A 21,220-nucleotide genomic window follows, 5' to 3' on the forward strand; every position below is an offset into this window, starting at 1 on the left:
ACAATAATTTAGTTTTTAATTTTTACTTTTATTGTGATATAATGTTGATAGTTAGAATTGTTTAAAGTAAAATGAAGCAAAAACTCAGAATAAGGAGAGGTATTCATGATTGAATTTAGAAATATAAGCAAGATATACAACGGAAATAAGTATGCACTATCAGATATAAACTTAGATATTGAAAAAGGAGAATTTGTGTTCTTAGTTGGACCTAGTGGTGCTGGTAAATCAACTTTTATAAAACTTTTACTAAGAGAAATAGAACCTACTTCAGGTAAACTACTTGTAGATGGTACAGATGTAACAGCACTTTCTAGAAAACAAATACCACATTACAGAAGAAAAATTGGAGTAGTTTTTCAAGACTTTAGATTAATACCATCATTAAATGTATACGAAAATGTAGCTTTTGCTATGAGAGCAATTGAAGCTAATCATAGAGAAATTAGAAAAAAAGTTCCTATGGTTTTATCATTAGTAGGTCTTTCAAATAAATATAAAGCTTTTCCACATGAACTTTCAGGTGGAGAGCAGCAAAGAATATCCTTAGCTAGAGCTATAGTAAATAATCCATCAATATTAATAGCTGATGAGCCTACAGGAAATTTAGACCCAGAAACATCTCTTGGCATAATGGATATATTAAATGATATAAACCATGCTGGGACAACTATAGTTATGGCAACTCATGCAAAGGATATAGTTGATAAAATGAGAAAAAGAGTTATAGCTATAGAAAAAGGAACAGTAGTTAGAGATACAGAAAGAGGTGTATACGGATATGAAGATTAGTACATTAAAATATTTTGTTGTAGATTCTATAAAGGGATTAAGAAGGCATAAAACCTTAAGTACAGCTTCTATAGCTACTGTAGCAGCTACCTTATTTATATTAGGAGTATTTCTTCTTTCCATAATGAATGTAAAACAAGCTGTTACAGAAGTTGAATCAAAAGTAGAAGCAACAATAGTATTAAAAGACAATATAAAGACAGAACAAGAAAAAGCTATAAAAGATAAAATAAATTCTATAACAGGGGTAGAAAAGGTATCCTATGAAAGTAAAAAAGATGCATTAAATAAATTTAAGAAGCAATTAGGAGAAGATAATAAGTCTTTAGCAGAAGGTTTGGAAAAAGAAAATCCATTACCGAATTCAATTATAGTAAGGGTAGAAAAACCAGAATTAGTTTCAAAAGTAGTAGGGTCTATAAAAAATATGGAGGGAATAGACCAAATAAAAGATGGTAAAGAAATAGTTGATAAAATAACTAAAATAACAAACACACTAAAATGGATGGGATTAGTATTGTTTTTAATACTAATAGGAGTATCTTTATTCTTAATAGGAAATACTATAAAGATCACAGTATATTCAAGAAAAAGAGAAATAGGAATAATGAAATATATAGGAGCTACCGATTGGTTTATTAGATGGCCCTTTGTATTTGAAGGAATTATCATAGGTATATTAGGAGCTATCATTGCTATTTTACTATTATATTATGGATATAAAGGAGTATACACTAAGGCATCAGCTGGATTAATATTTGTAAATTTATTAAATCCAAGTTACGTTTTATCAAGTATACTATGGATATTTGTTCTAGTTGGAATAGTGATAGGAGCTGTAGGAAGTATACTATCTATAAGAAAATTTTTATCAGTATAATTATTATATATTAGTAAACATTAAAATAAGAGAGCATGCACAATATAAGAAATATGTTAAATATTTTCTTATAAATGGTGCATGCTAGTTTTATAAATAAAAAAATTAATTTAAAATTAATTTTTTATTTTCTGTAATAATGTATTATTTAATATATAATACTTATATATTACTAATATATATTAAGGCTAAACAAAGAGGTGGGTAATTTGAAAAAAAATAAAAAATGGATTATATGGACAGTAGTTATAGTATTAGTAACAAATATTTTTACGTTTTTAGGTACAAATTTGGTTTCTTTATATTTGCCTAATGGCAAGGTTATAATTGGAGCAGACCAATATAAAGATATATTAAAATATCAAAAGATGTTTTTAATAAGAAATCAAATATATAAGTATTACGATGGTAAAATAGATGAAAGTAAGATGGCAGAAGGTGCAGTAAAAGGAATGACAGAATCTTTAAATGATCCTTATACTGTATTTATGAATGCTAAAGAGTACAAAGAGTTTAATGCTCAAACAGAAGGTAATTATAGTGGCGTAGGAATACAAATACAAGCTAAAGATGATAAAATAATTGTAGCTTCTACTTTTGAAGGATCTCCAGCTAAAGAGGCGGGAATACTCCCAAAGGATGAAATTCAAAAGGTTAATAACACAACAGTAACAGGGAAGGAATTAGAAAAAGCTGTTTCCATAATGAAAGGAAAAGAAGGTACAGATGTTAAATTACAATTGTATAGAAAAGAAAAAGGTAGTTTTGAAGTAACATTAAAAAGAAAAAAAATAGATATACCTACTATAAAATCAGAAATGATTGATAATAATATAGGATATATACAAGTAAGTATGTTTGATGAACACACTTCAAAAAACTTTAAAAATGCTTTAGATAATTTACAAGATAAGGGTATGAAATCTTTATTATTAGACTTAAGAGGAAATCCAGGAGGATTATTAGATGAATGTATTAATATGGCTTCTAATTTTATAGAAAAGGGAAAAGTTGTAGTATCAACTATAGATAAATATGAGAACAAGAAAGAATATAAATCTAAAGGTGGAGATTTTATAGGATTTCCAGTAACTATATTAGTAGATGAAGGCTCTGCAAGTGCTTCAGAGGTATTCTTAGGAGCTATGAAAGACTATAATGCAGCTACATCCATAGGAAAGAAAACTTTTGGAAAGGGTGTAGTTCAAACTATAATAGAGACCGGTGATAATACAGCTCTTAAAGTTACAATTTCAAAATATTATTCACCTAAAGGTATAAACATAAATCATAAAGGAATAACTCCAGATATGGAAATCGATTATCCAGAAGAGTTAAGAAAGAAAGAATATGATAGAAAAGTAGATCCTCAATTTAATAAAGCTTTAAATATTGCAAAATCAAAGATAAAATAATATTGTATTTAATCTTTATATTTTTAATAGATGGTTTAGTTAGATTTTCTAACTAAACCATAGTTATGGAGAGGGGAATTATTTTTAATGGACATATTACTAATTACATTAAAGGCAGTAGCATATCTTTTGATAGAGCCTTATTCAGTAATAGTTTTGTTATTATTATCATTGATTTTATATAGAAAAAATAGAAAAACTATCATAATGCAAAAAATGATAATAGGACAAAAGGTAACTACAGCCTTTGAATTAACAATATCTGAAGTAGTATTAGGAATATTTGCAGGAACTGCGGCTAGTTTAATTATGTCCTATTTAGGAATATTTTTTAGAGAAGATTCAGCTATTTATTTAATATTTTTAATATCTATGTTTTTTATGATCTTTAATCCTAGATTTATATGCTTTTCCTACTCTGGAGCTGCATTGGGCATGGTTAGCTTAATACTTTTAAATATGGCTAAATTATTAAATATGCCACAATTAAATTTTGTTAATATAGATATACCAGCCTTAATGTCAATGGTTGCTATATTACACTTAGTTGAGGGTATATTAGTTATGATAGATGGAGATAGGGGATATGTTCCTGTTTTTACAAATAGAGAGGATAAGATAATAGGAGGATTTGTACTTCAAAGATATTGGATATTACCAATAGCTTTTATGCTTATGATTAACAATCAAGCTCTTTCAAATATTAGTCAAGGTGGAGCACCTATGCCTAATTGGTGGCCTTTATTAAAAACAGGCTTACCATTAAGTGTACTTAATGCGGCTGTTATAGCATTAACATCTTTTTATGGAATAATTGGGTATAATGCTGTTACTTTTACTAAAACTAGAAAAGAAAAAAAAATTATATCAGGATTATATATAGTAATATATAGTTTAATACTTTTTATGCTTTCAAGATTAGCAGTTATGAATACATTACTTAAAGTAGTTGTATTAATTTTTGCTCCAGTAGGTCATGAGGCTATGCTATATATACAAAAATATTTTGAATTAAAAGGAGAGCCTAGATATATAAGCACAGAAGAAGGCATTATGGTATTAGATGTAGCAAAAGATTCTGTAGCAAATAAAATGGGGATAAAAAGTGGAGATTTATTATTACAAGTAAATGATAAAGAGATAGATAGTGAGGAAGACATAGTTAAATCTATAGGACAAATGTATGGACATATATCTTTTAAGATAAAAAATGATGTAGGAAGATTAAAGACTGTAAATTATCGTATGTTAACTTCTTACGAAAAACTAGGTATTGTATTTGTACCTAAAAATGTACCTAAAAATACATCTGTAATAAAGGTTAAGAGTGAAAAATTTCAAGATATATTAGAAAAAATTAAAAACAAAGATAAGGATGAATAAGATGAGCCAGTTTAAGGTAATTTCAAAATTTAATCCTACAGGAGATCAGCCTAAAGCTATAAAAGCTATTGCTAAAGGTATAGAAAATGGGGAAAAATTTCAAACGTTAATAGGTGTAACAGGATCAGGTAAAACTTTTACTATGGCAAATATTATAGAAAAGGTTCAAAAACCTACTTTAGTTTTAGCTCATAATAAAACATTAGCAGCTCAGCTATGCTCAGAATTTAGAGATTTTTTCCCTAATAGCTCAGTGGAATATTTTGTATCTTATTATGATTATTATCAACCAGAAGCATATGTAGCTCAAAGTGATACATACATAGAAAAGGATGCATCTATAAATGATGAAATAGATAAATTGAGACATTCAGCTACAGCAGCTTTATTTGAGAGAAGAGATGTAATAATTGTAGCTTCTGTGTCCTGTATATATGGACTTGGTAATCCAGAAGAGTATAAAAAATTAACGATATCTTTAAGAGAAGGAATGGAAAAAGATAGAGATGAAATTATTAAAAAGTTAGTAGAGATACAATATGAAAGAAATGATATTGATTTTTCTAGAGGTACCTTTAGAGTTAAGGGTGATGTGTTAGATATTTTCCCTGCTGCATCTAGCAATAAGGCAATAAGGGTTGAATTTTTTGGGGATGAAATAGATAGAATAAAGGAATTTGATTCATTAACAGGAGAAACCATAACTAAATTGAAACATGTATCAATATTCCCAGCTTCCCACTTTGCAACTTCAAAGGATAGACTAGAAATTGCTATAAAAAGTATAGAAGAAGAACTAGAAGAAAGAGTGAAAGAGCTAGTATCACAAGATAAAATATTAGAAGCTCAAAGGTTGAAACAAAGAACTAATTTTGATATAGAAATGATGAGAGAAGTTGGATATTGTACAGGCATAGAAAATTATTCGAGAGTATTAGATGGAAGAGCTAAGGGAACATCACCTCAGACATTATTAGATTATTTTCCTGATGATTTTCTTCTTTTTATAGATGAAAGTCATGTAACTCTTCCACAAGTAAAAGCTATGCAAGCAGGGGATAAATCAAGAAAAGATTCCCTAGTGGAATATGGATTTAGGCTGCCTTGTGCTTATGATAATAGGCCTCTTACTTTTAATGAGTTTGAAAATAAATTAAATCAAGTAGTTTTTGTAAGTGCTACACCAGCAAAATATGAATTAGAACATTCTACTAATATAGCAGAACAAGTTATAAGACCTACAGGACTTCTAGATCCCGAAATAATTGTTAAACCAGTGAAGGGGCAGATAGATGACTTATATGCTAACATACAGGAAACAATTAAAAGAGGATTTAGAATTTTAGTAACTACATTAACAAAAAAAATGGCAGAAGACTTGACAGATTATTTAAAAGAGATGGGAATAAAAACTAGATACTTACATTCAGATATAGATACTATAGAAAGAATGAAGATAATACATGATCTTAGAAAAGGAGAATTTCATGTTTTAGTAGGAATAAACTTACTAAGAGAAGGATTGGATATACCAGAAGTGGCTTTAGTTACAATATTAGATGCAGATAAAGAGGGATTTTTAAGATCAGAAACCTCTCTTATACAGACCGTTGGAAGGGCAGCAAGAAACTCTGAAAGTAAGGTAATTATGTATGGAGATGTTATAACTAAATCCATGGAAAAGACTATAGAAGAAACCAATAGAAGAAGAAAAATACAAATGGAATATAATGAAAAACATGGAATTGTTCCTAAAACTATAATAAAAGATATAAGAGAAGTAATTCAAATAAGCGATATAGCAGAGGAAAGAGAAGAATATGACAATTTAAATGAAGCATTAAAATCTTATAATAATGATATAGATAAATTAATAGAACAATACGAAAAAGAAATGAGAGAGGCAGCACAAAATTTACAGTTTGAAAAAGCAGCTCATTTGAGAGATGTAATATACAAATTAAAAAAAGATAAAGAAACAGAATTTTAAGGAGTGTAATAACAAATAATGAAGGATAAAATTATTATTAAAGGTGCTAAGGTTAATAATTTAAAAAATATAGATCTTCAGTTGCCAAGAGATAAATATATAGTGTTTACAGGCCTATCTGGTTCTGGTAAATCCTCATTAGCTTTTGACACTTTATATGCAGAGGGACAGAGAAGATATGTAGAATCTTTATCTGCCTATGCCAGACAGTTTTTAGGACAAATGGATAAACCAGAAGTAGATTATATAGAAGGGTTATCACCGGCTATATCTATTGATCAAAAAACCACTAATAGAAATCCACGTTCAACCGTTGGAACTGTGACAGAAATATATGATTATTTAAGATTATTATACGCAAAAATCGGCAAACCTCATTGCCCTAAATGTGGAAAAGAAATAACTCAGCAAACAGTAGATCAAATGGTAGATAAAATAATGACTATGGCGGAAAGAACTAAAATACAAGTATTATCTCCCATCATAAGTGGAAGAAAAGGTGAGCACATTAAGACCATAGAAAACATAATAAAATCAGGATATGTAAGAGCTAGAATAGATGGAAATATAGTAGATCTAGAAGAGGAAGAAATAAAGTTAGAAAAAAATAAAAAACATACAATAGAGGCTGTAGTAGATAGATTAGTAGTTAAAGAAGGCATAGAAAGTAGACTTGCAGATTCTATGGAAACTGCATTAAAGTTATCAGAAGGAATAGTAATAATAAATGTTGTGGGAGAAGAAGATATACTTTTTAGTGAAAAATTTGCTTGTGTAGATTGCAATATAAGTATAGGAGAAATAGCTCCTAGAATGTTTTCTTTTAATTCTCCTTATGGAAAATGTGATAAATGTGATGGATTAGGTACTCTAATGGAAATAGATGAGGACTTAGTTGTACCAAATAAAAGTAAGAGTATAGTAGAAGGAGCAATAGTTCCCTTAGGTAGTGGTAGTTTAAAAGAAGATTCATGGACTTTTAGTATATTAAAAGCTTTGTCAAAGGAGTATAAATTTGATTTAAATACTCCTATAGAAAAATTGGATCCTAAAATAGTAAAGATTATTTTATATGGACTAGATGGAGAAAGAATAAAGGTAAATTATAAAAAAGAAAATAGAACTATGGAATTAAATCATGCTTATGAAGGTGTTATAAATAATCTTAGAAGAAGATACATAGAAACTAATTCTGATTATATAAAAAGAGATATTGAAAGATATATGAGTGACAATCCTTGTCCAAAATGTAAGGGGGCAAGACTTCATGATGAAGCACTATCCGTTACAGTGGCACATAAAAATATATTTGAGTTTTGCAGTATGTCTATAAAAAAAGAACTAGATTTTATAGAATCTTTAGAGCTATCTAAAAAAGATGAAATAATAAGTAATCAAATACTAAAAGAGATTCGTAGTAGATTAAAATTTTTAATAGATGTAGGTTTAGATTATCTTACATTATCTAGAAATGCATCAACTTTATCAGGAGGAGAATCTCAAAGAATAAGATTGGCTACACAAATAGGATCTAGTTTAGTGGGAGTTTTATATATATTAGATGAACCTAGTATAGGACTTCACCAAAGAGATAATGATAGACTTATAAAAACATTAAAAAATTTAAGGGATTTAGGGAATACTTTAGTAGTTGTAGAACATGACGAAGATACCATAAGAGAAGCAGACTATATTGTTGATATAGGCCCAGGTGCCGGTGAACATGGCGGAGAAGTAGTGGCAGCGGGAACTTTAGAGGATATAATGAATACTGAAAAGTCTATAACAGGACAATATATAAAGGGAGTTAGAACAATATCAGTACCTGAAGAAAGACGAAAGGGTGAAGGTAAATATATATCCATAAAGGGAGCTAAAGAAAATAATTTGAAAAACGTAAGTGCTAAATTCCCTATAGGATTATTTACTTGTGTAACAGGGGTTTCTGGTTCAGGTAAAAGTACTCTAGTTAATGGAATATTATATAAAGGTATTCATAAAAAGTTAAATAATTCAAAGGATAATCCAGGGAAACATAAGGAAATTACTGGTATAGAAAATGTAGATAAGGTTATAAATATAGATCAGAGCCCTATAGGTAGAACTCCAAGATCCAATCCTGCCACCTATACAGGAGTATTTGATATTATAAGAGAAGTCTTTTCAAATACTAAGGAAGCTAAAATGCGAGGATATAAACCAGGAAGGTTTAGTTTTAATGTTAAAGGTGGAAGATGTGAGGCTTGTAGCGGAGATGGAATTATAAAAATTGAAATGCAATTTTTATCTGATGTATATGTTCCCTGTGAAATTTGTAAGGGTAAAAGATATAATAGAGAAACTTTAGAAGTAAAATATAAGGGTAAGAATATATCAGATGTATTAAATATGACTGTAGAAGAGGCTTTAAACTTTTTTGAAAATATTCCACGTATAAAAAATAAGCTTCAAACTCTTATGGATGTAGGCTTAAGTTATATAAGACTAGGCCAATCCTCTACACAACTTTCAGGGGGCGAAGCTCAACGAATAAAATTAGCTTATGAGTTATCTAAAAGAAGTACAGGAAAAACTCTCTATATATTAGATGAGCCTACTACTGGACTTCATATGGAAGATGTAAATAAGTTAATAAGTATATTACAAAGATTAACAAATTCAGGTAATACCGTAGTGGTTATAGAGCATAATCTAGATGTTATAAAAAATGCGGATTATTTAATAGATCTAGGGCCAGAAGGTGGAGAAAAGGGAGGAACTATAATAGCAGAGGGAACCCCAGAAAAAATTTCAAGAGCTAGTAACTCATATACAGGACAATATTTAAAAAAGATGTTATAATTTATTTGGGACTAGCATATAAACATATAGGTGCTAGTCCTTTAAATACAAATATTTTAGCATAATATACCAACAGGGAAGGTAAAGAAGGTGAGAGTATGGATTTAAGTAAATTAAGTCTGATTTTCAAAATAGTTATAATAGGTGTAGTATATATTATAATATTTTGGGCTTTGAAAATAATGTATAAAGATATGAAAGGCGGAAATAAAAAAAGAAGACCTACTGGTAGAAGAACCTTTGGTTTAGAAATAATACATGCTATAAATAAATCTGAATTAAGAAAAGGTGCCGTCATACCTATTAGAGGAGATATAACCATAGGAAGAAAACCAGATAATGTATTAATATTAGATGATCCTTACGTTTCAGGACATCATGCAAAAATTTATAGTAAAAATACTCAACATATAATAGAAGATTTAAATAGTACAAATGGAACTTTATTAAATGATAAAAACATTACAGGGAAAAATCATTTATCACCAGGAGATCTAATAAAAATAGGTGGTACAGTTTTTAAAGTAATAGGATAAGATAAAATCCATGAAATGTGGGATGGTGAGAAGGATGGATTCTATAAAGGGTGAAAAAAGACTTTTAAGATATACTTATTTTTTATGTATAGTATGCTTTTTCAATTTAGCTATATTAAAACAACCTTTTGATAAAGGAGCTATGATAATAGCTGCAGTTACTTGTTTATTAATAGGATATTCCTATTTTATAATAAGAAAATTTTTCTCCGATGGAGATAAATATATGTTTATTTTTTCTAGTATACTATCAGTTATAGGCATAGTTATGCTTTACAGAATAGATGTAAGTACTTCCATAAAGCAGATAATATGGTTTGCTATTGGGGTTACAGTTTTTATATTAATGGTAGTTTTACTGCCAGATCTAAAAAGGTTTGATAAATACAAGTATTTATTTTTAATAATTACTATTTTATTTATGGGTCTTGGAACTTTATTTGGAAAAGAAACATATGGAGCAAAGAACTGGGTAAATATAGGTGGTATTGCTTTTCAGCCATCAGAGTTTGGAAAAATATTTTTAGTAGCTTATTTAGCTGCTTCATTAAAAGATTATGATGGTAAATTTATAAAGTTAATAGAACCAGCTGTAGTAGTTATGATGTGTTTAGGATTTATGGTATTGCAAAGAGACTTGGGTTCCGCTTTAATATTTTTTGGTATATCTATAACTATGTTATACATAGCTACTTCTAAATTAAAATATGTATTAACTTGTTTAGGATTGTTTGGCGCAGGATCAGTTATATCTTATAAATTGTTTGATCATGTTCAGACAAGGGTGCTTATATGGAAAAATCCATGGCCTTATGCTAGTGGGAAAAGTTATCAGATAGTTCAATCTATGCTTTCTATAGCATCTGGAGGATTAAGTGGAACTGGATTAGGACTTGGACATCCAGAATATGTGCCAGTAAATACTACAGATTTCATATATGCAGTTATATGTGAAGAATTAGGAATATTAATGGGATTTGCCATAATAATATTTTATTTTCTTTTATTTTATAGAGGTATGAGAGCAGCAGTACATGCAGAAAATAATTTTTCAAGACTTTTAGCAGTAGGGTATAGTGCTATGATAGCTTCTCAAGTATTAGTAATAGTAGGTGGAGTTATAAACATGATTCCTCTTACTGGTATAACATTGCCTCTAGTAAGTCGTGGAGGAAGTTCCATGATGAGTATTTATATTTGTTTAGGTATATTGCAAAAGATATCAGAAGAGGGTAGATAAAATTATGAAGGATATTTCAAATAATATAAAAAAAGTTTTATTAGTTTTTTTAATATGCTTTATGGGACTTATAACCTATATAACCTATTTTGAAATAGTAGTTGGGCCTAAAATAGTAGATAGTACTTATAATAGGAGATTATGGGTAAAAAGAAATGAAGTATTAAGAGGAACTATATATGATAGAAATATGAAAGCACTAACTAAGAGTGAGAGAGTAAACAGTGAATTGCAAAAAAGAGAATATACTGGTAATTCTATGTTTGCCCATGTGTTAGGATATGTTAATGTAAAATATGGACTAACAGGGTTAGAAAAAAAGTATGACAAGGAACTAATGTCAACAGATATAAAGGATGATTTGACAACTTTCTTTAAAAATAAAGGTAAGTTGGAACAAAAGGTAGGACATAATTTAAAAACAACATTAGACTATAAAGTTCAAAAGGCTGCTTATGATGCCTTAGGGGACAATAAAGGATCAGTAGTTGTATTAAATCCAAAAACAGGAGAAGTATTAGGAATGGTATCTAAGCCATCCTATGATCCTAATAAATTAGATGAAATATGGGGAAGTATAAATAAGGATAAGAATATTCCTCTAATAAATAGGGCTACAGCAGGATTGTACCCCCCAGGATCTACTTTTAAAATAGTAACTGCTTTAAGTGCCTTAGAGAATATGTCCGGTGTAATGAATAGAACATTTCAAGATAATGGTAGTTTGGATTTAGGGGGAGGATATACCTTAGGTAATTATGGTGGGGCAGCCTATGGAGGCCTTGATTTAAAAGGTGCATTTGTTCATTCAAGTAATGTAGTGTTTGGTAGTTTGGCGTTAGAGCTAGGTAATTCAAGACTAAAGGGGACTTCAGAAAAATTTTATTTTAATAAAGAAGTTCCTACAGATGGTATAGCCATAGAAAGTAGTAAGTTCCCATCTTTAAAGAGCTATGAAAAGGGAAGTATAGCTCAAAGTGGAATAGGTCAAAGCTCTGTATTAGTAACTCCTATGGAGATGGCTTTAATTGGAGCTACAGTTGCTAATGATGGAGTTATGATGAAGCCTTATTTAGTAAGAGAAGTTTTAAATAGTAAAGGCGAGTTAATAAGAACAATTCCACCAGAATCTAATGGAGAAATAGTAAGTAAAAACAATGCTAGAATAGTTAAAGACTTTATGAGAGGCGTTGTAAATGAGGGTAGTGGTAGAAATGCTAGTATAGAAGGCATTCAAGTTGCTGGAAAGACTGGAACAGCGGATCATAATGAATCCAGTAAAGGCAAGGCAGCCCATTCCTGGTTTGTAGGTTTTGCACCTTATGATAATCCTGAAGTAGCTATAGCAGTAATTGTAGAAAACGGAGGCCAAGGTGGTATAGCTGCAGCTAGTATAGCCTCACAAGTAATGAGCGCAGCTTTAAGTAAATAATAAAATAGGGGTGAAGGATAAAGTCATATGAAAATTGCAGATATAATTAGTGAAAACAGTGGTCAAGTAGTAGAATTTAATGCCTTAGTTAATGATAAAAGGACAAATTATAAAAAAGATGGTAGTCCATATCTACTGCTTATATTACAAGATAATACAGGAACAATAGCTTTTCCAGTATGGGATAAATATGAACATTTAAATAATTTATTAGAGATAAATTCTATTGTATCCGTAAAGGGAGTAGCTGCTACATTTAATGGTAACATGCAGATAAGAAATCCAGTTATAAATGGATTTAAGGGAAATATAAATTATTCTGATTTTGTACCAGAATATAATATACCTAAAAATTTAATAAATTATTTTAATGAAACTATAAATAGTTTAGAAGATAAATATAAAAAAATAGCTATAGCAGCTACTGGAGCTATGGGATATGATGAGAAAAGATGGAATGAATTTATAACCTGTGTGGCCGCAGAAAAATTTCATGGTAACAAAAGAGGTGGATTATTTCTTCATACAGTAGGAGTTATGAAAACCATAGAAAATATAATATCTGACTATATAACAAATCCATTTTATATGAGCGCAAAGGATTCTATAAATAAAGATAGATTAATGCTTAAAGCCATTGTTCATGACATAATGAAAATTAAAGAATATGATTATGAAGGTATAATAAGAAGAAAGTCCATAAAAATGGACCATTTAGTTATGGGAGCTTCCTATATAAATGAAATAAATAGTGAAGTTGGAAAAGTTTTAGATGAGGAGGAGTTAGATGACATTTGTTATTCTATATTATCTCATCATGGAGAATTTGGTAACTTTCAGCCTAAAACAATAGAGGATGTATTGTTAAATGCGGCAGATATAATTGATAGTCAAATAGTCAATGCCATAGAAAACAAAATATAATTTTATTAAATAAATCTTGTGTAATTCACAAGGTTTATTTAATTTTAAAATTTTTTCTTAAAACCATTAAATTTACTCGAAAATTGCAAATAAAGGGCAAAAAAGTGCAATTTAATGATATAATATAAGAAATAAAGAAAAGAATTAAATAAAAAAATTAAAAATATTTAAATAGAGGAGAATTTTATGAAAGGTAAAACACATGCGGGAGTAGGGATAGCGGTGTTTTTATCTATATATAGTAGATTGCCAGGAAACTTTAGTTATTTAGGTTTGCTTGTAGTTTTTATATCCTCTTTACTTCCAGATATAGATCACCCAAAGAGTATATTCAATAAATATATACTACTTTTTAAAAATAAAGCTTCAAAAATAGCTTTCTATAGTTGTAGTGGTGTCTTGGTATTTTGGTATGACTATCTTTATACAAGAGAACCAGCCCTAAAGGCTTTAGCTATAATGCTAATAGTAATAGCTATATCTTCTCATAGGAATGGTCTTACCCACAGTCTATTTGGTATGATTATATTTGCATTTATAGCAGGCTATTTAGGAAATATGTATAATATACATTATATGGTATATTATCTCTTTATTGGTTATGGTAGCCATATTTTATGTGATATGGCCACTAATAGAGGGGTTCCACTTTTGTATCCCTTTAGCAAAAAAAAATTTAAATTTCCTTTAACCTATAAAAGTAATTCTAAAATAGCAACATTAATAGAGGCTATATTAACTACTTCAGTTTTAATATTAACAATATATAAGTTACCAATAATTTTTCCCAAATAATAGGAGTGATTAAGTGTTTGATTTAGAATATCAATTAAAAAATCTGCCAGATAAACCTGGAGTATATCTAATGAAAAATAATTTAGGGGAAATTATTTATGTAGGAAAAGCAAAAGTATTAAAAAATAGAGTAAGGCAATATTTTCAAAAATCACAAAAACATTCTGAAAAAGTTAAGGCTATGGTGAAAAATATAGAAGAATTTGAGTATATAATTACAGACTCAGAAATGGAAGCTTTAATATTAGAATGTAATTTAATAAAAAAATATAGACCAAAATATAATATACTTTTAAAGGATGATAAACATTATCCTTTTATAAAGGTTACATTATCCGAGGATTTTCCTAGAGTAATTTCTACAAGGAAGGTTACAAAGGACGGAAGTAAGTATTTTGGTCCCTATGTAGATGGGAATTCTGTTAAGGATATTATAGAATTAATAAAAAAGACGTTTCCAATAAGAACTTGCAAAAAAAATATAGTAGAGGGTGCTAAACCTATAAGGCCCTGCTTAAATTATCAAATAGGGCTATGCAAAGCTCCATGTGCTCAGTACATAAATAAAAGTGACTATAGAGAAATTATAGATGATGTTATAAAATTATTATCAGGAAAACAGCTAGATATAGTAGAAAATTTTAAAATAAACATGGAAAAAGCAGCGGAAAATTTAGAATTTGAAAAAGCAGCAATGTTAAGAGATAAAATAAATGTCATAGAAAAAATAGGGGAAAAACAAAAAATAATTTTGAATAATTTTGATAATGAAGATTACATATCATTATATAGTGATGAAAAGGATACATGTTTTCAAGTATTCTTTTTAAGAAACGGCAAAATAGTAGGAAGAGAACATTTTATTATAGAAGATACTTTTGATACTAATTCTTCTACTTTGATTTCTAATTTCTTAAAAGAATTTTATGGTGGTACTGCTTATATTCCTAAGATTATATATGTTCCTGATGTAGAAGATAGAGAATTATTAGAACAATGGCTGACATTAAAAAAGGAAAATAAATCTACAATTAAAGTACCAATAAAAGGAGAAAAAAAGAATATATTAGATTTAGTTCAAAAAAATGCTAGAACCACATTAGAAAATTTTAAATTGAAATATTTACAAGAGAAAGCTTTATATGATAATGTTTTAAAGGATTTAAAAAATATATTAAACCTAAAAGAAGAACCTATAAGAATAGAAGCTTTTGATATATCTAATATACAAGGATTTGATTCTGTGGGAAGCATGGTAGTTTTTGAAAAAGGCAGAGCAAAACCTAGTGATTATAGAAGATTTAAGATAAATACAGTAAAGGGTGCTGATGATTACAAAAGTATGAAAGAAATACTGACTAGAAGATTTCAGCATGGATTAAGTGAGATAAAGGCTATACAGGATAGAAAGTTAAATTTTAGTTCAGGAAAGTTTTCTGTTTTTCCAGATTTAATATTAATGGATGGTGGTAAAGGACAAGTAAATATTGCACTAGAGGTTTTAAATAGCTTTAATATAAATATACCTGTTTGTGGTATGGTTAAGGATAATAAACATAGAACTAGAGGTTTAATTTATAATGGAGAGGAAATAATTATAAATAAATATGGAAGTGTTATGAAGTTTATCACTAGAGTGCAAGATGAAGTTCATAGATTTGCCATAAGTTATCATAGGAGTTTAAGAGGAAAAAATAGTTTTCATTCTTTGTTAGATGATATCCCTAATATAGGAGAAAAAAGAAAAAAAGATTTACTTTTTAATTTTAAAAGCATAGATAACATAAAAAAAGCCACCTATGAAGAACTTTTGAGCATACCATCTATGGATAAAAAGTCAGCTGAAAGTGTACTTAAATTTTTTGAATAGAAATTTATAAGAAATGGTGCTTAAGCAAAAAGTATAAAATTATTGAGAGAAGGGTTAAAATGAAATATTTAGTAGATACACATACACATACAATAGTAAGTGGTCATGCATACACTACATTTTTAGAAAATGTACAAGAGGCTTCTAATATAGGGTTAAAAGTTTTAGGAACTACGGATCACGGGCCAAGTATGCCAGGGGGACCTAATTTATTTTATTTTAATAATTTTAGAGTTATGCCTAGAAAACTAAAGGGAGTAACTTTATTACATGGTTGCGAAGCTAATATTATAGATTTTAAAGGGATGCTAGATATTCCTGATTTTACTCAAAAAAAATTAGATGTAATCATAGCTAGTTTACATGATGTTTGTGTAAGACCTGGTAGCAGAGAAGAAAATACAGAGGCATTAATTAATGTTATGGAAAATCCTTATGTAGATATATTAGGGCATATTGGAAATCCTTCCTTTCCAATAAATGAAGAAGTAGTAGTAAAGAAGGCTAAAGAAAAAAATGTATTAATAGAAATAAATAACGGCTCTTTTGGTTCTAGAAAGGGCAGTGAAGAAACATGCAAAAAGGTGGCAAATTTATGTAAAAAGCATAAAGTAAATATTATAGTAGGTAGTGATTCACATGTTTCTTTTCAAATAGGAAGATTCCCTAAAGCTGATAATATGCTTAAAGAGGTAGGTATGCCAGAGGATCTTATTATAAATAATGAAGAGAATAAAATATTAAAATATTTAAAGAATAAAGGAAAGTTAAAGGATTTAAATCTTGATTAAGGGCTAAGCATACATTATACTAATAAGGGTATTTAATTTAGTAATAAAAAAATCAAGGAGAATGTGTTATGAACCAATATAAAAATTTTATCATGCAATTTCAAGATATAGTTGGAAATAATAATGTTTTAATAGATGAACCCATGAAAAATCATACTTCATTTAAAGTTGGGGGACCAGCAGATTTATTAATTACACCTACAACTTTAGAACAAGTAAAGGATAGTATTGCTTTATGTAAAAATAGTAGTATACCTTATTATATAATAGGGAATGGTTCAAATTTATTGGTAAGAGATGGTGGATTAAGAGGTGTAGTTATTAAGTTTTCAAAATTAGGCGATATAAAAGTAGAAGGAGATAGAGTAATGGCTCAAAGTGGAGCTCCTTTAACTAATATTTGTAATGAAGCCTTAAAAAGTAATTTAGGTGGACTGGAGTTTGCTTGTGGTATACCAGGTAGCGTAGGCGGAGCAGTTACGATGAATGCTGGTGCTTATAATGGAGAAATATCTCAAGTTATAGAAAGTGCTAAGGTTATAGATAAAGATGGAAATGTATTTTTACTAGACAAAGAACAGTTAGATTTAGGATATAGAATGAGTGCTATTCAAAAGTATCACTATATTGTTTTAGAAGTAACTTTCAGATTACATAATAGTGAATATGATACTATAAAAAATAGAATAATGGATTTAAATAGAAGAAGAACAGAAAAACAACCTTTAGAATATCCATCAGCAGGTAGTACTTTTAAAAGACCGGAAGGACATTTTGCAGCAAAACTTATAGAAGATACAGGTTTAAAAGGTAAATCTATAGGGGGAGCTCAGGTTTCAGAAAAACATTCTGGTTTTATAATAAATAAGGGAGGCGCTACTGCAGGGGACATATTAAATCTTATAGAATTTGTACAAAATAAGGTTAAAGAAAAATTTGAAGTAGATCTTCATACAGAAGTTAGAATAATTGGAGAGGAAAACAATTAAAATATGAGCAATAAGGGAAGTCTTAACAAATGGCTTCCCTAGTTTATTGTTAAATAGGTATATGATATAATTAAATAAAACATAAAATAATATTCCTTAATTTTAAAGGGAGGTAAAAGATGAGGTTTGTTATAGTTACAGGACTATCAGGAGCAGGAAAAACTCAGGCTATAAGAAGTTTAGAAGATTTAGGATTCTTCTGTGTGGATAATTTACCACCAACATTAATACCTAAGTTTGCAGAAGCTTGTTATCAAACAGAGGGTAAGATTAAAAAAATAGCTTTAGTTATAGATATAAGAGGTGGGAAATTTTTCGATGACCTATTTGAAAGTTTAAAATATTTAAAAGAAGAGGGATATAAATACGAGATTTTATTCTTAGATGCTTCCGATGAAGTTCTTATAAAGAGATTTAAAGAATCTAGAAGAAAGCATCCCTTGTCACCGGATGGAAGAATTTTAAATGGTATATCTATGGAAAGAAATAGATTGCGTGAAGTAAAAGATAGGGCAGATAATATAATAAACACTTCAGAACTTGCAACTAGAGAGCTTAGAGAAGCTATAAATGAAATATATGGAGAACAGGATCAAATAGAAAACCAACTTATTATAACTGTATTATCTTTTGGATTTAAGTATGGAATTCCTTTAGATTCTGATTTAGTATTTGATGTAAGATTTTTACCTAATCCTTACTATATAAAAGAACTTAAAGAATATTCAGGTAAAGATAAAAAAGTAAGTGATTATGTAATGAGCTTTGATGTGACAAATAAGTTTGTAAATAGATTAGAGGATATGTTAGACTTTTTGATACCAAATTATTTTAAAGAGGGTAAAAGACAATTAATAATTTCTATAGGTTGTACTGGAGGTAGACATCGTTCAGTAGCTATTGCTAACGCTATATATGAAGGATTAAAGTTAAAGGGACATAAAGTAAATATAGATCATAGAGACATAAATGAAGATATTCATAAAGGCGGTAAAAAGCTATGAAGCTTATAGACTGGTTAAGGCCTGGTATAAAAGTTAAACGATGGGTATTGTTAGCTATTATGGGTATCCTTTTAATAGTGTTTGGTATGTTAGAATTTGTTAGAAACAGATTTTATAGCAATTATTATATAGCTTTTTATGTATTTCTAATAGGTTCTGGAGTATTTGTACTATATATATCTGTAACTCAAGGAATGAAATCAATAATAGCCTTAGTGAATAAAGGATATTTAAATATATCTTTAGACTCTAAGAAACTAGAAAATTTGATATATGAGAAGAGACTATTAGTTAAAGGTCCTAAAATAGTCGCTATAGGTGGAGGAACCGGTTTATCTACCATGTTAAGAGGACTTAAATATTATACATCCAATATAACAGCTATTGTTACAGTTGCAGATGATGGTGGGGGTTCTGGTGAATTAAGAGAAGATTTAGGCATGTTACCCCCAGGAGATATAAGAAATTGTATATTATCTCTATCAGATACAGAACCTTTAATGGAGGAACTTTTACAATATAGGTTTACAGACGGAAGACTTAAAAACCAAAGCTTTGGTAATTTATTTTTAGCTGCTATGGATGGAATATCTAATAATTTTGAAGAAGCAGTTCAAAAGGTTAGTTCTGTTTTAGCTGTTACAGGAAAAGTTGTACCAGTAACTTTAGAAAATATAGTGTTAAAAGCTAAGCTAGAAAACAATATGATAGTAGAGGGAGAATCTAATATACCAGAGAAAAGTCTACAGCATAATAGTAAAATACAAAATGTATTTATAGAACCAGAAAACGCTAAGGCTTTATCTGAGGCTGTCACAGCTATAAAGGAAGCAGATGCTATTATATTAGGCCCTGGTAGCCTATATACTAGTGTTATTCCTAATTTATTAATAAAGGATATAAAAGAGGCTTTAAAGAAGACAAAAGCTCCTAAAATATATATATCAAATATAATGACTCAACCAGGAGAAACAGATAATTTTACTGTTTCGGATCATATAAAAACCATAAATAAACATTGTCATGGAAAAATGGTGGACTATGTAATAGTTAATGTAGGTCAAATAGATAAAGAGTTAGAAGAAAAATATAAGAAAAAAAAATCTAAGTTAGTAAAAATTGATGAAGAAAAGATAAGAGAATTAAATGTAGATGTAATAGGAGGCAATTTCTTGAAAGTTAAAAATGAATTGATAAGACACAATTCTGAAAAACTTGCTTCCATATTGATAGAAACTATAATGGAAAAGAAATTGTTATATGATAAGAAGAAAATAATAGAGTACTTCTATTTGTCAGAAAGATTAAAGGAAAATAAAAATAAGCAGAGGTAGAGAACTATGTCTTTTTCATTGAAAGTAAAAAATGAAGTATGTAAACATATAGAAATAAATAAACAAGAAGCCATAGCAGAATTATCAGCAATAATGAAGGTAAGTGGTACATTATTATTTACTAATAAACAATTTAATTTTAAAATAACTACCGAAAATGCAGCTATAGCGAGATTAGTTTTTAAAATTTTAAAAGAACATTTCGGTATCCATACAGAAATAATGATAAAGAAAAACAATTCTTTAAAAAAGAATAATATATATATTATATTGATATCTGAAGAAGAAGGAGTAAAATCCTTATTAAAAGAAGTTGGTATAATAAAAGAGACCATAAATGTATTTAGTTTAGATTACAACATACCTAAGAATATTATAGAATGTGATGAGTGCAGGAGAGCTTATATAAGAGGTGCTTTTTTAGGTGGAGGAAGTATAAGTAATCCGGAAAAAACATATCACTTAGAATTTGTTACTCATAATGAAGATTATGCCAAAGACTTAAGCAATTTAATAAATTCCTATAATTTAAATTCTAAAGTAATAAAAAGAAAAAATAGTTATATAATCTACTTAAAAGAAGGAGAACAGATAGTAGATTTATTAAATATAATAGGAGCTCATGCTTCATTACTAGAACTAGAAAATGTTAGAATAATGAAAGAAATGAGAAATAATGTTAATAGACTAGTAAACTGTGAGACTGCTAATTTAAGTAAGACAGTTAATGCTGCTGTACGACAAGTAGAAAGTATAAAGTTTATAGAAAGAGAAATAGGATTAGGAAGATTACCTAAAAATTTAAGAGACGTAGCAGAACTAAGAATTAAATATCCTGATGAGTCCTTAAGGGAATTAGGAAAGATGCTAAATCCACCAGTAGGGAAATCAGGAGTTAATCATAGGCTAAGAAGAATAGAGAAAATTGCAGATGAATTAAAACAAGGAATTTAAAATAAAAAAATAATATAGTATTTTTTATAAAAGAGGGTATCTCCAAATAG

17 protein-coding genes are annotated in these 21,220 nt (G+C 28.8%); all 17 read left to right on the forward strand.

Annotated elements, in window-relative coordinates; translation table 11 throughout:
• Positions 1–105: 105 nt before the first annotated feature.
• The 17 genes from ftsE (at position 106) to whiA (ending at position 21,170) form a co-directional block, all read left to right on the forward strand.
• Positions 106–792: a cell division ATP-binding protein FtsE gene (ftsE, locus tag ACYUEW_RS03280; protein WP_003483065.1), complete on the forward strand. Its 687-nt coding sequence runs from the start codon at positions 106–108 to the stop codon at positions 790–792.
• The gene (gene ftsX / locus ACYUEW_RS03285) at positions 782–1,672 is read left to right on the forward strand and encodes a permease-like cell division protein FtsX (protein WP_003483066.1); all 891 of its coding nucleotides are present in this window, start codon (positions 782–784) and stop codon (positions 1,670–1,672) included. The genes ftsE and ftsX overlap by 11 nt, the downstream gene beginning before the upstream one ends.
• A 209-nt stretch (positions 1,673–1,881) precedes the next feature.
• Positions 1,882–3,087 carry a S41 family peptidase gene (locus ACYUEW_RS03290; RefSeq protein WP_265203227.1) on the forward strand — a complete coding sequence of 402 codons (1,206 nt, stop codon included), beginning with the start codon at positions 1,882–1,884 and terminating at the stop codon, positions 3,085–3,087.
• Positions 3,088–3,174: 87 nt separating this feature from the next.
• Positions 3,175–4,470: a PDZ domain-containing protein gene (locus tag ACYUEW_RS03295; protein ID WP_265203228.1), complete on the forward strand. Its 1,296-nt coding sequence runs from the start codon at positions 3,175–3,177 to the stop codon at positions 4,468–4,470.
• Between the two features lies 1 nt (position 4,471).
• Positions 4,472–6,460 carry an excinuclease ABC subunit UvrB gene (gene uvrB / locus ACYUEW_RS03300; RefSeq protein WP_042384128.1) on the forward strand — a complete coding sequence of 663 codons (1,989 nt, stop codon included), beginning with the start codon at positions 4,472–4,474 and terminating at the stop codon, positions 6,458–6,460.
• Positions 6,461–6,478: 18 nt separating this feature from the next.
• Complete coding sequence (gene uvrA, locus ACYUEW_RS03305) at positions 6,479–9,301, forward strand: excinuclease ABC subunit UvrA (protein ID WP_003483073.1); 2,823 nt, start codon at positions 6,479–6,481, stop codon at positions 9,299–9,301.
• Between the two features lie 98 nt (positions 9,302–9,399).
• Complete coding sequence (locus ACYUEW_RS03310) at positions 9,400–9,837, forward strand: FHA domain-containing protein (protein ID WP_003483074.1); 438 nt, start codon at positions 9,400–9,402, stop codon at positions 9,835–9,837.
• Positions 9,838–9,847: 10 nt separating this feature from the next.
• Entirely contained in the window at positions 9,848–11,077 is a 1,230-nt protein-coding gene (locus tag ACYUEW_RS03315) for an FtsW/RodA/SpoVE family cell cycle protein (protein ID WP_003483075.1), read from the forward strand.
• 4 nt (positions 11,078–11,081) lie between these two features.
• On the forward strand, positions 11,082–12,509 hold the full coding sequence (locus ACYUEW_RS03320) for a peptidoglycan D,D-transpeptidase FtsI family protein (RefSeq protein ID WP_003483076.1): 1,428 nt from the start codon (positions 11,082–11,084) through the stop codon (positions 12,507–12,509).
• 27 nt (positions 12,510–12,536) lie between these two features.
• Entirely contained in the window at positions 12,537–13,433 is an 897-nt protein-coding gene (locus tag ACYUEW_RS03325) for an HD domain-containing protein (protein WP_003483077.1), read from the forward strand.
• Between the two features lie 186 nt (positions 13,434–13,619).
• A complete protein-coding gene (locus tag ACYUEW_RS03330) occupies positions 13,620–14,228 on the forward strand; it encodes a metal-dependent hydrolase (RefSeq protein WP_003483078.1) in 609 nt (202 codons plus the stop codon).
• A gap of 13 nt (positions 14,229–14,241) precedes the next feature.
• On the forward strand, positions 14,242–16,098 hold the full coding sequence (gene uvrC / locus ACYUEW_RS03335; protein ID WP_045516737.1) for an excinuclease ABC subunit UvrC: 1,857 nt from the start codon (positions 14,242–14,244) through the stop codon (positions 16,096–16,098).
• Between the two features lie 59 nt (positions 16,099–16,157).
• Entirely contained in the window at positions 16,158–16,889 is a 732-nt protein-coding gene (locus ACYUEW_RS03340) for a phosphatase (protein ID WP_043032576.1), read from the forward strand.
• A 68-nt stretch (positions 16,890–16,957) separates the two neighbouring features.
• Entirely contained in the window at positions 16,958–17,878 is a 921-nt protein-coding gene (gene murB / locus ACYUEW_RS03345; protein WP_043032575.1) for a UDP-N-acetylmuramate dehydrogenase, read from the forward strand.
• A gap of 119 nt (positions 17,879–17,997) precedes the next feature.
• Positions 17,998–18,882 (forward strand): RNase adapter RapZ, encoded by an 885-nt coding sequence (rapZ, locus tag ACYUEW_RS03350; RefSeq protein WP_030037126.1) that lies wholly within the window; start codon positions 17,998–18,000, stop codon positions 18,880–18,882.
• Positions 18,879–20,216, forward strand: coding sequence for a gluconeogenesis factor YvcK family protein (locus ACYUEW_RS03355; RefSeq protein ID WP_003483084.1), 1,338 nt, complete (start codon positions 18,879–18,881; stop codon positions 20,214–20,216). Before rapZ ends, ACYUEW_RS03355 begins: the two co-directional genes overlap by 4 nt.
• A 6-nt stretch (positions 20,217–20,222) precedes the next feature.
• Positions 20,223–21,170, forward strand: coding sequence for a DNA-binding protein WhiA (gene whiA, locus ACYUEW_RS03360; RefSeq protein WP_030037122.1), 948 nt, complete (start codon positions 20,223–20,225; stop codon positions 21,168–21,170).
• Positions 21,171–21,220 lie beyond the last annotated feature (50 nt).

The sequence above is a fragment of the Clostridium sp. CTA-1 genome, from assembly GCF_054768215.1.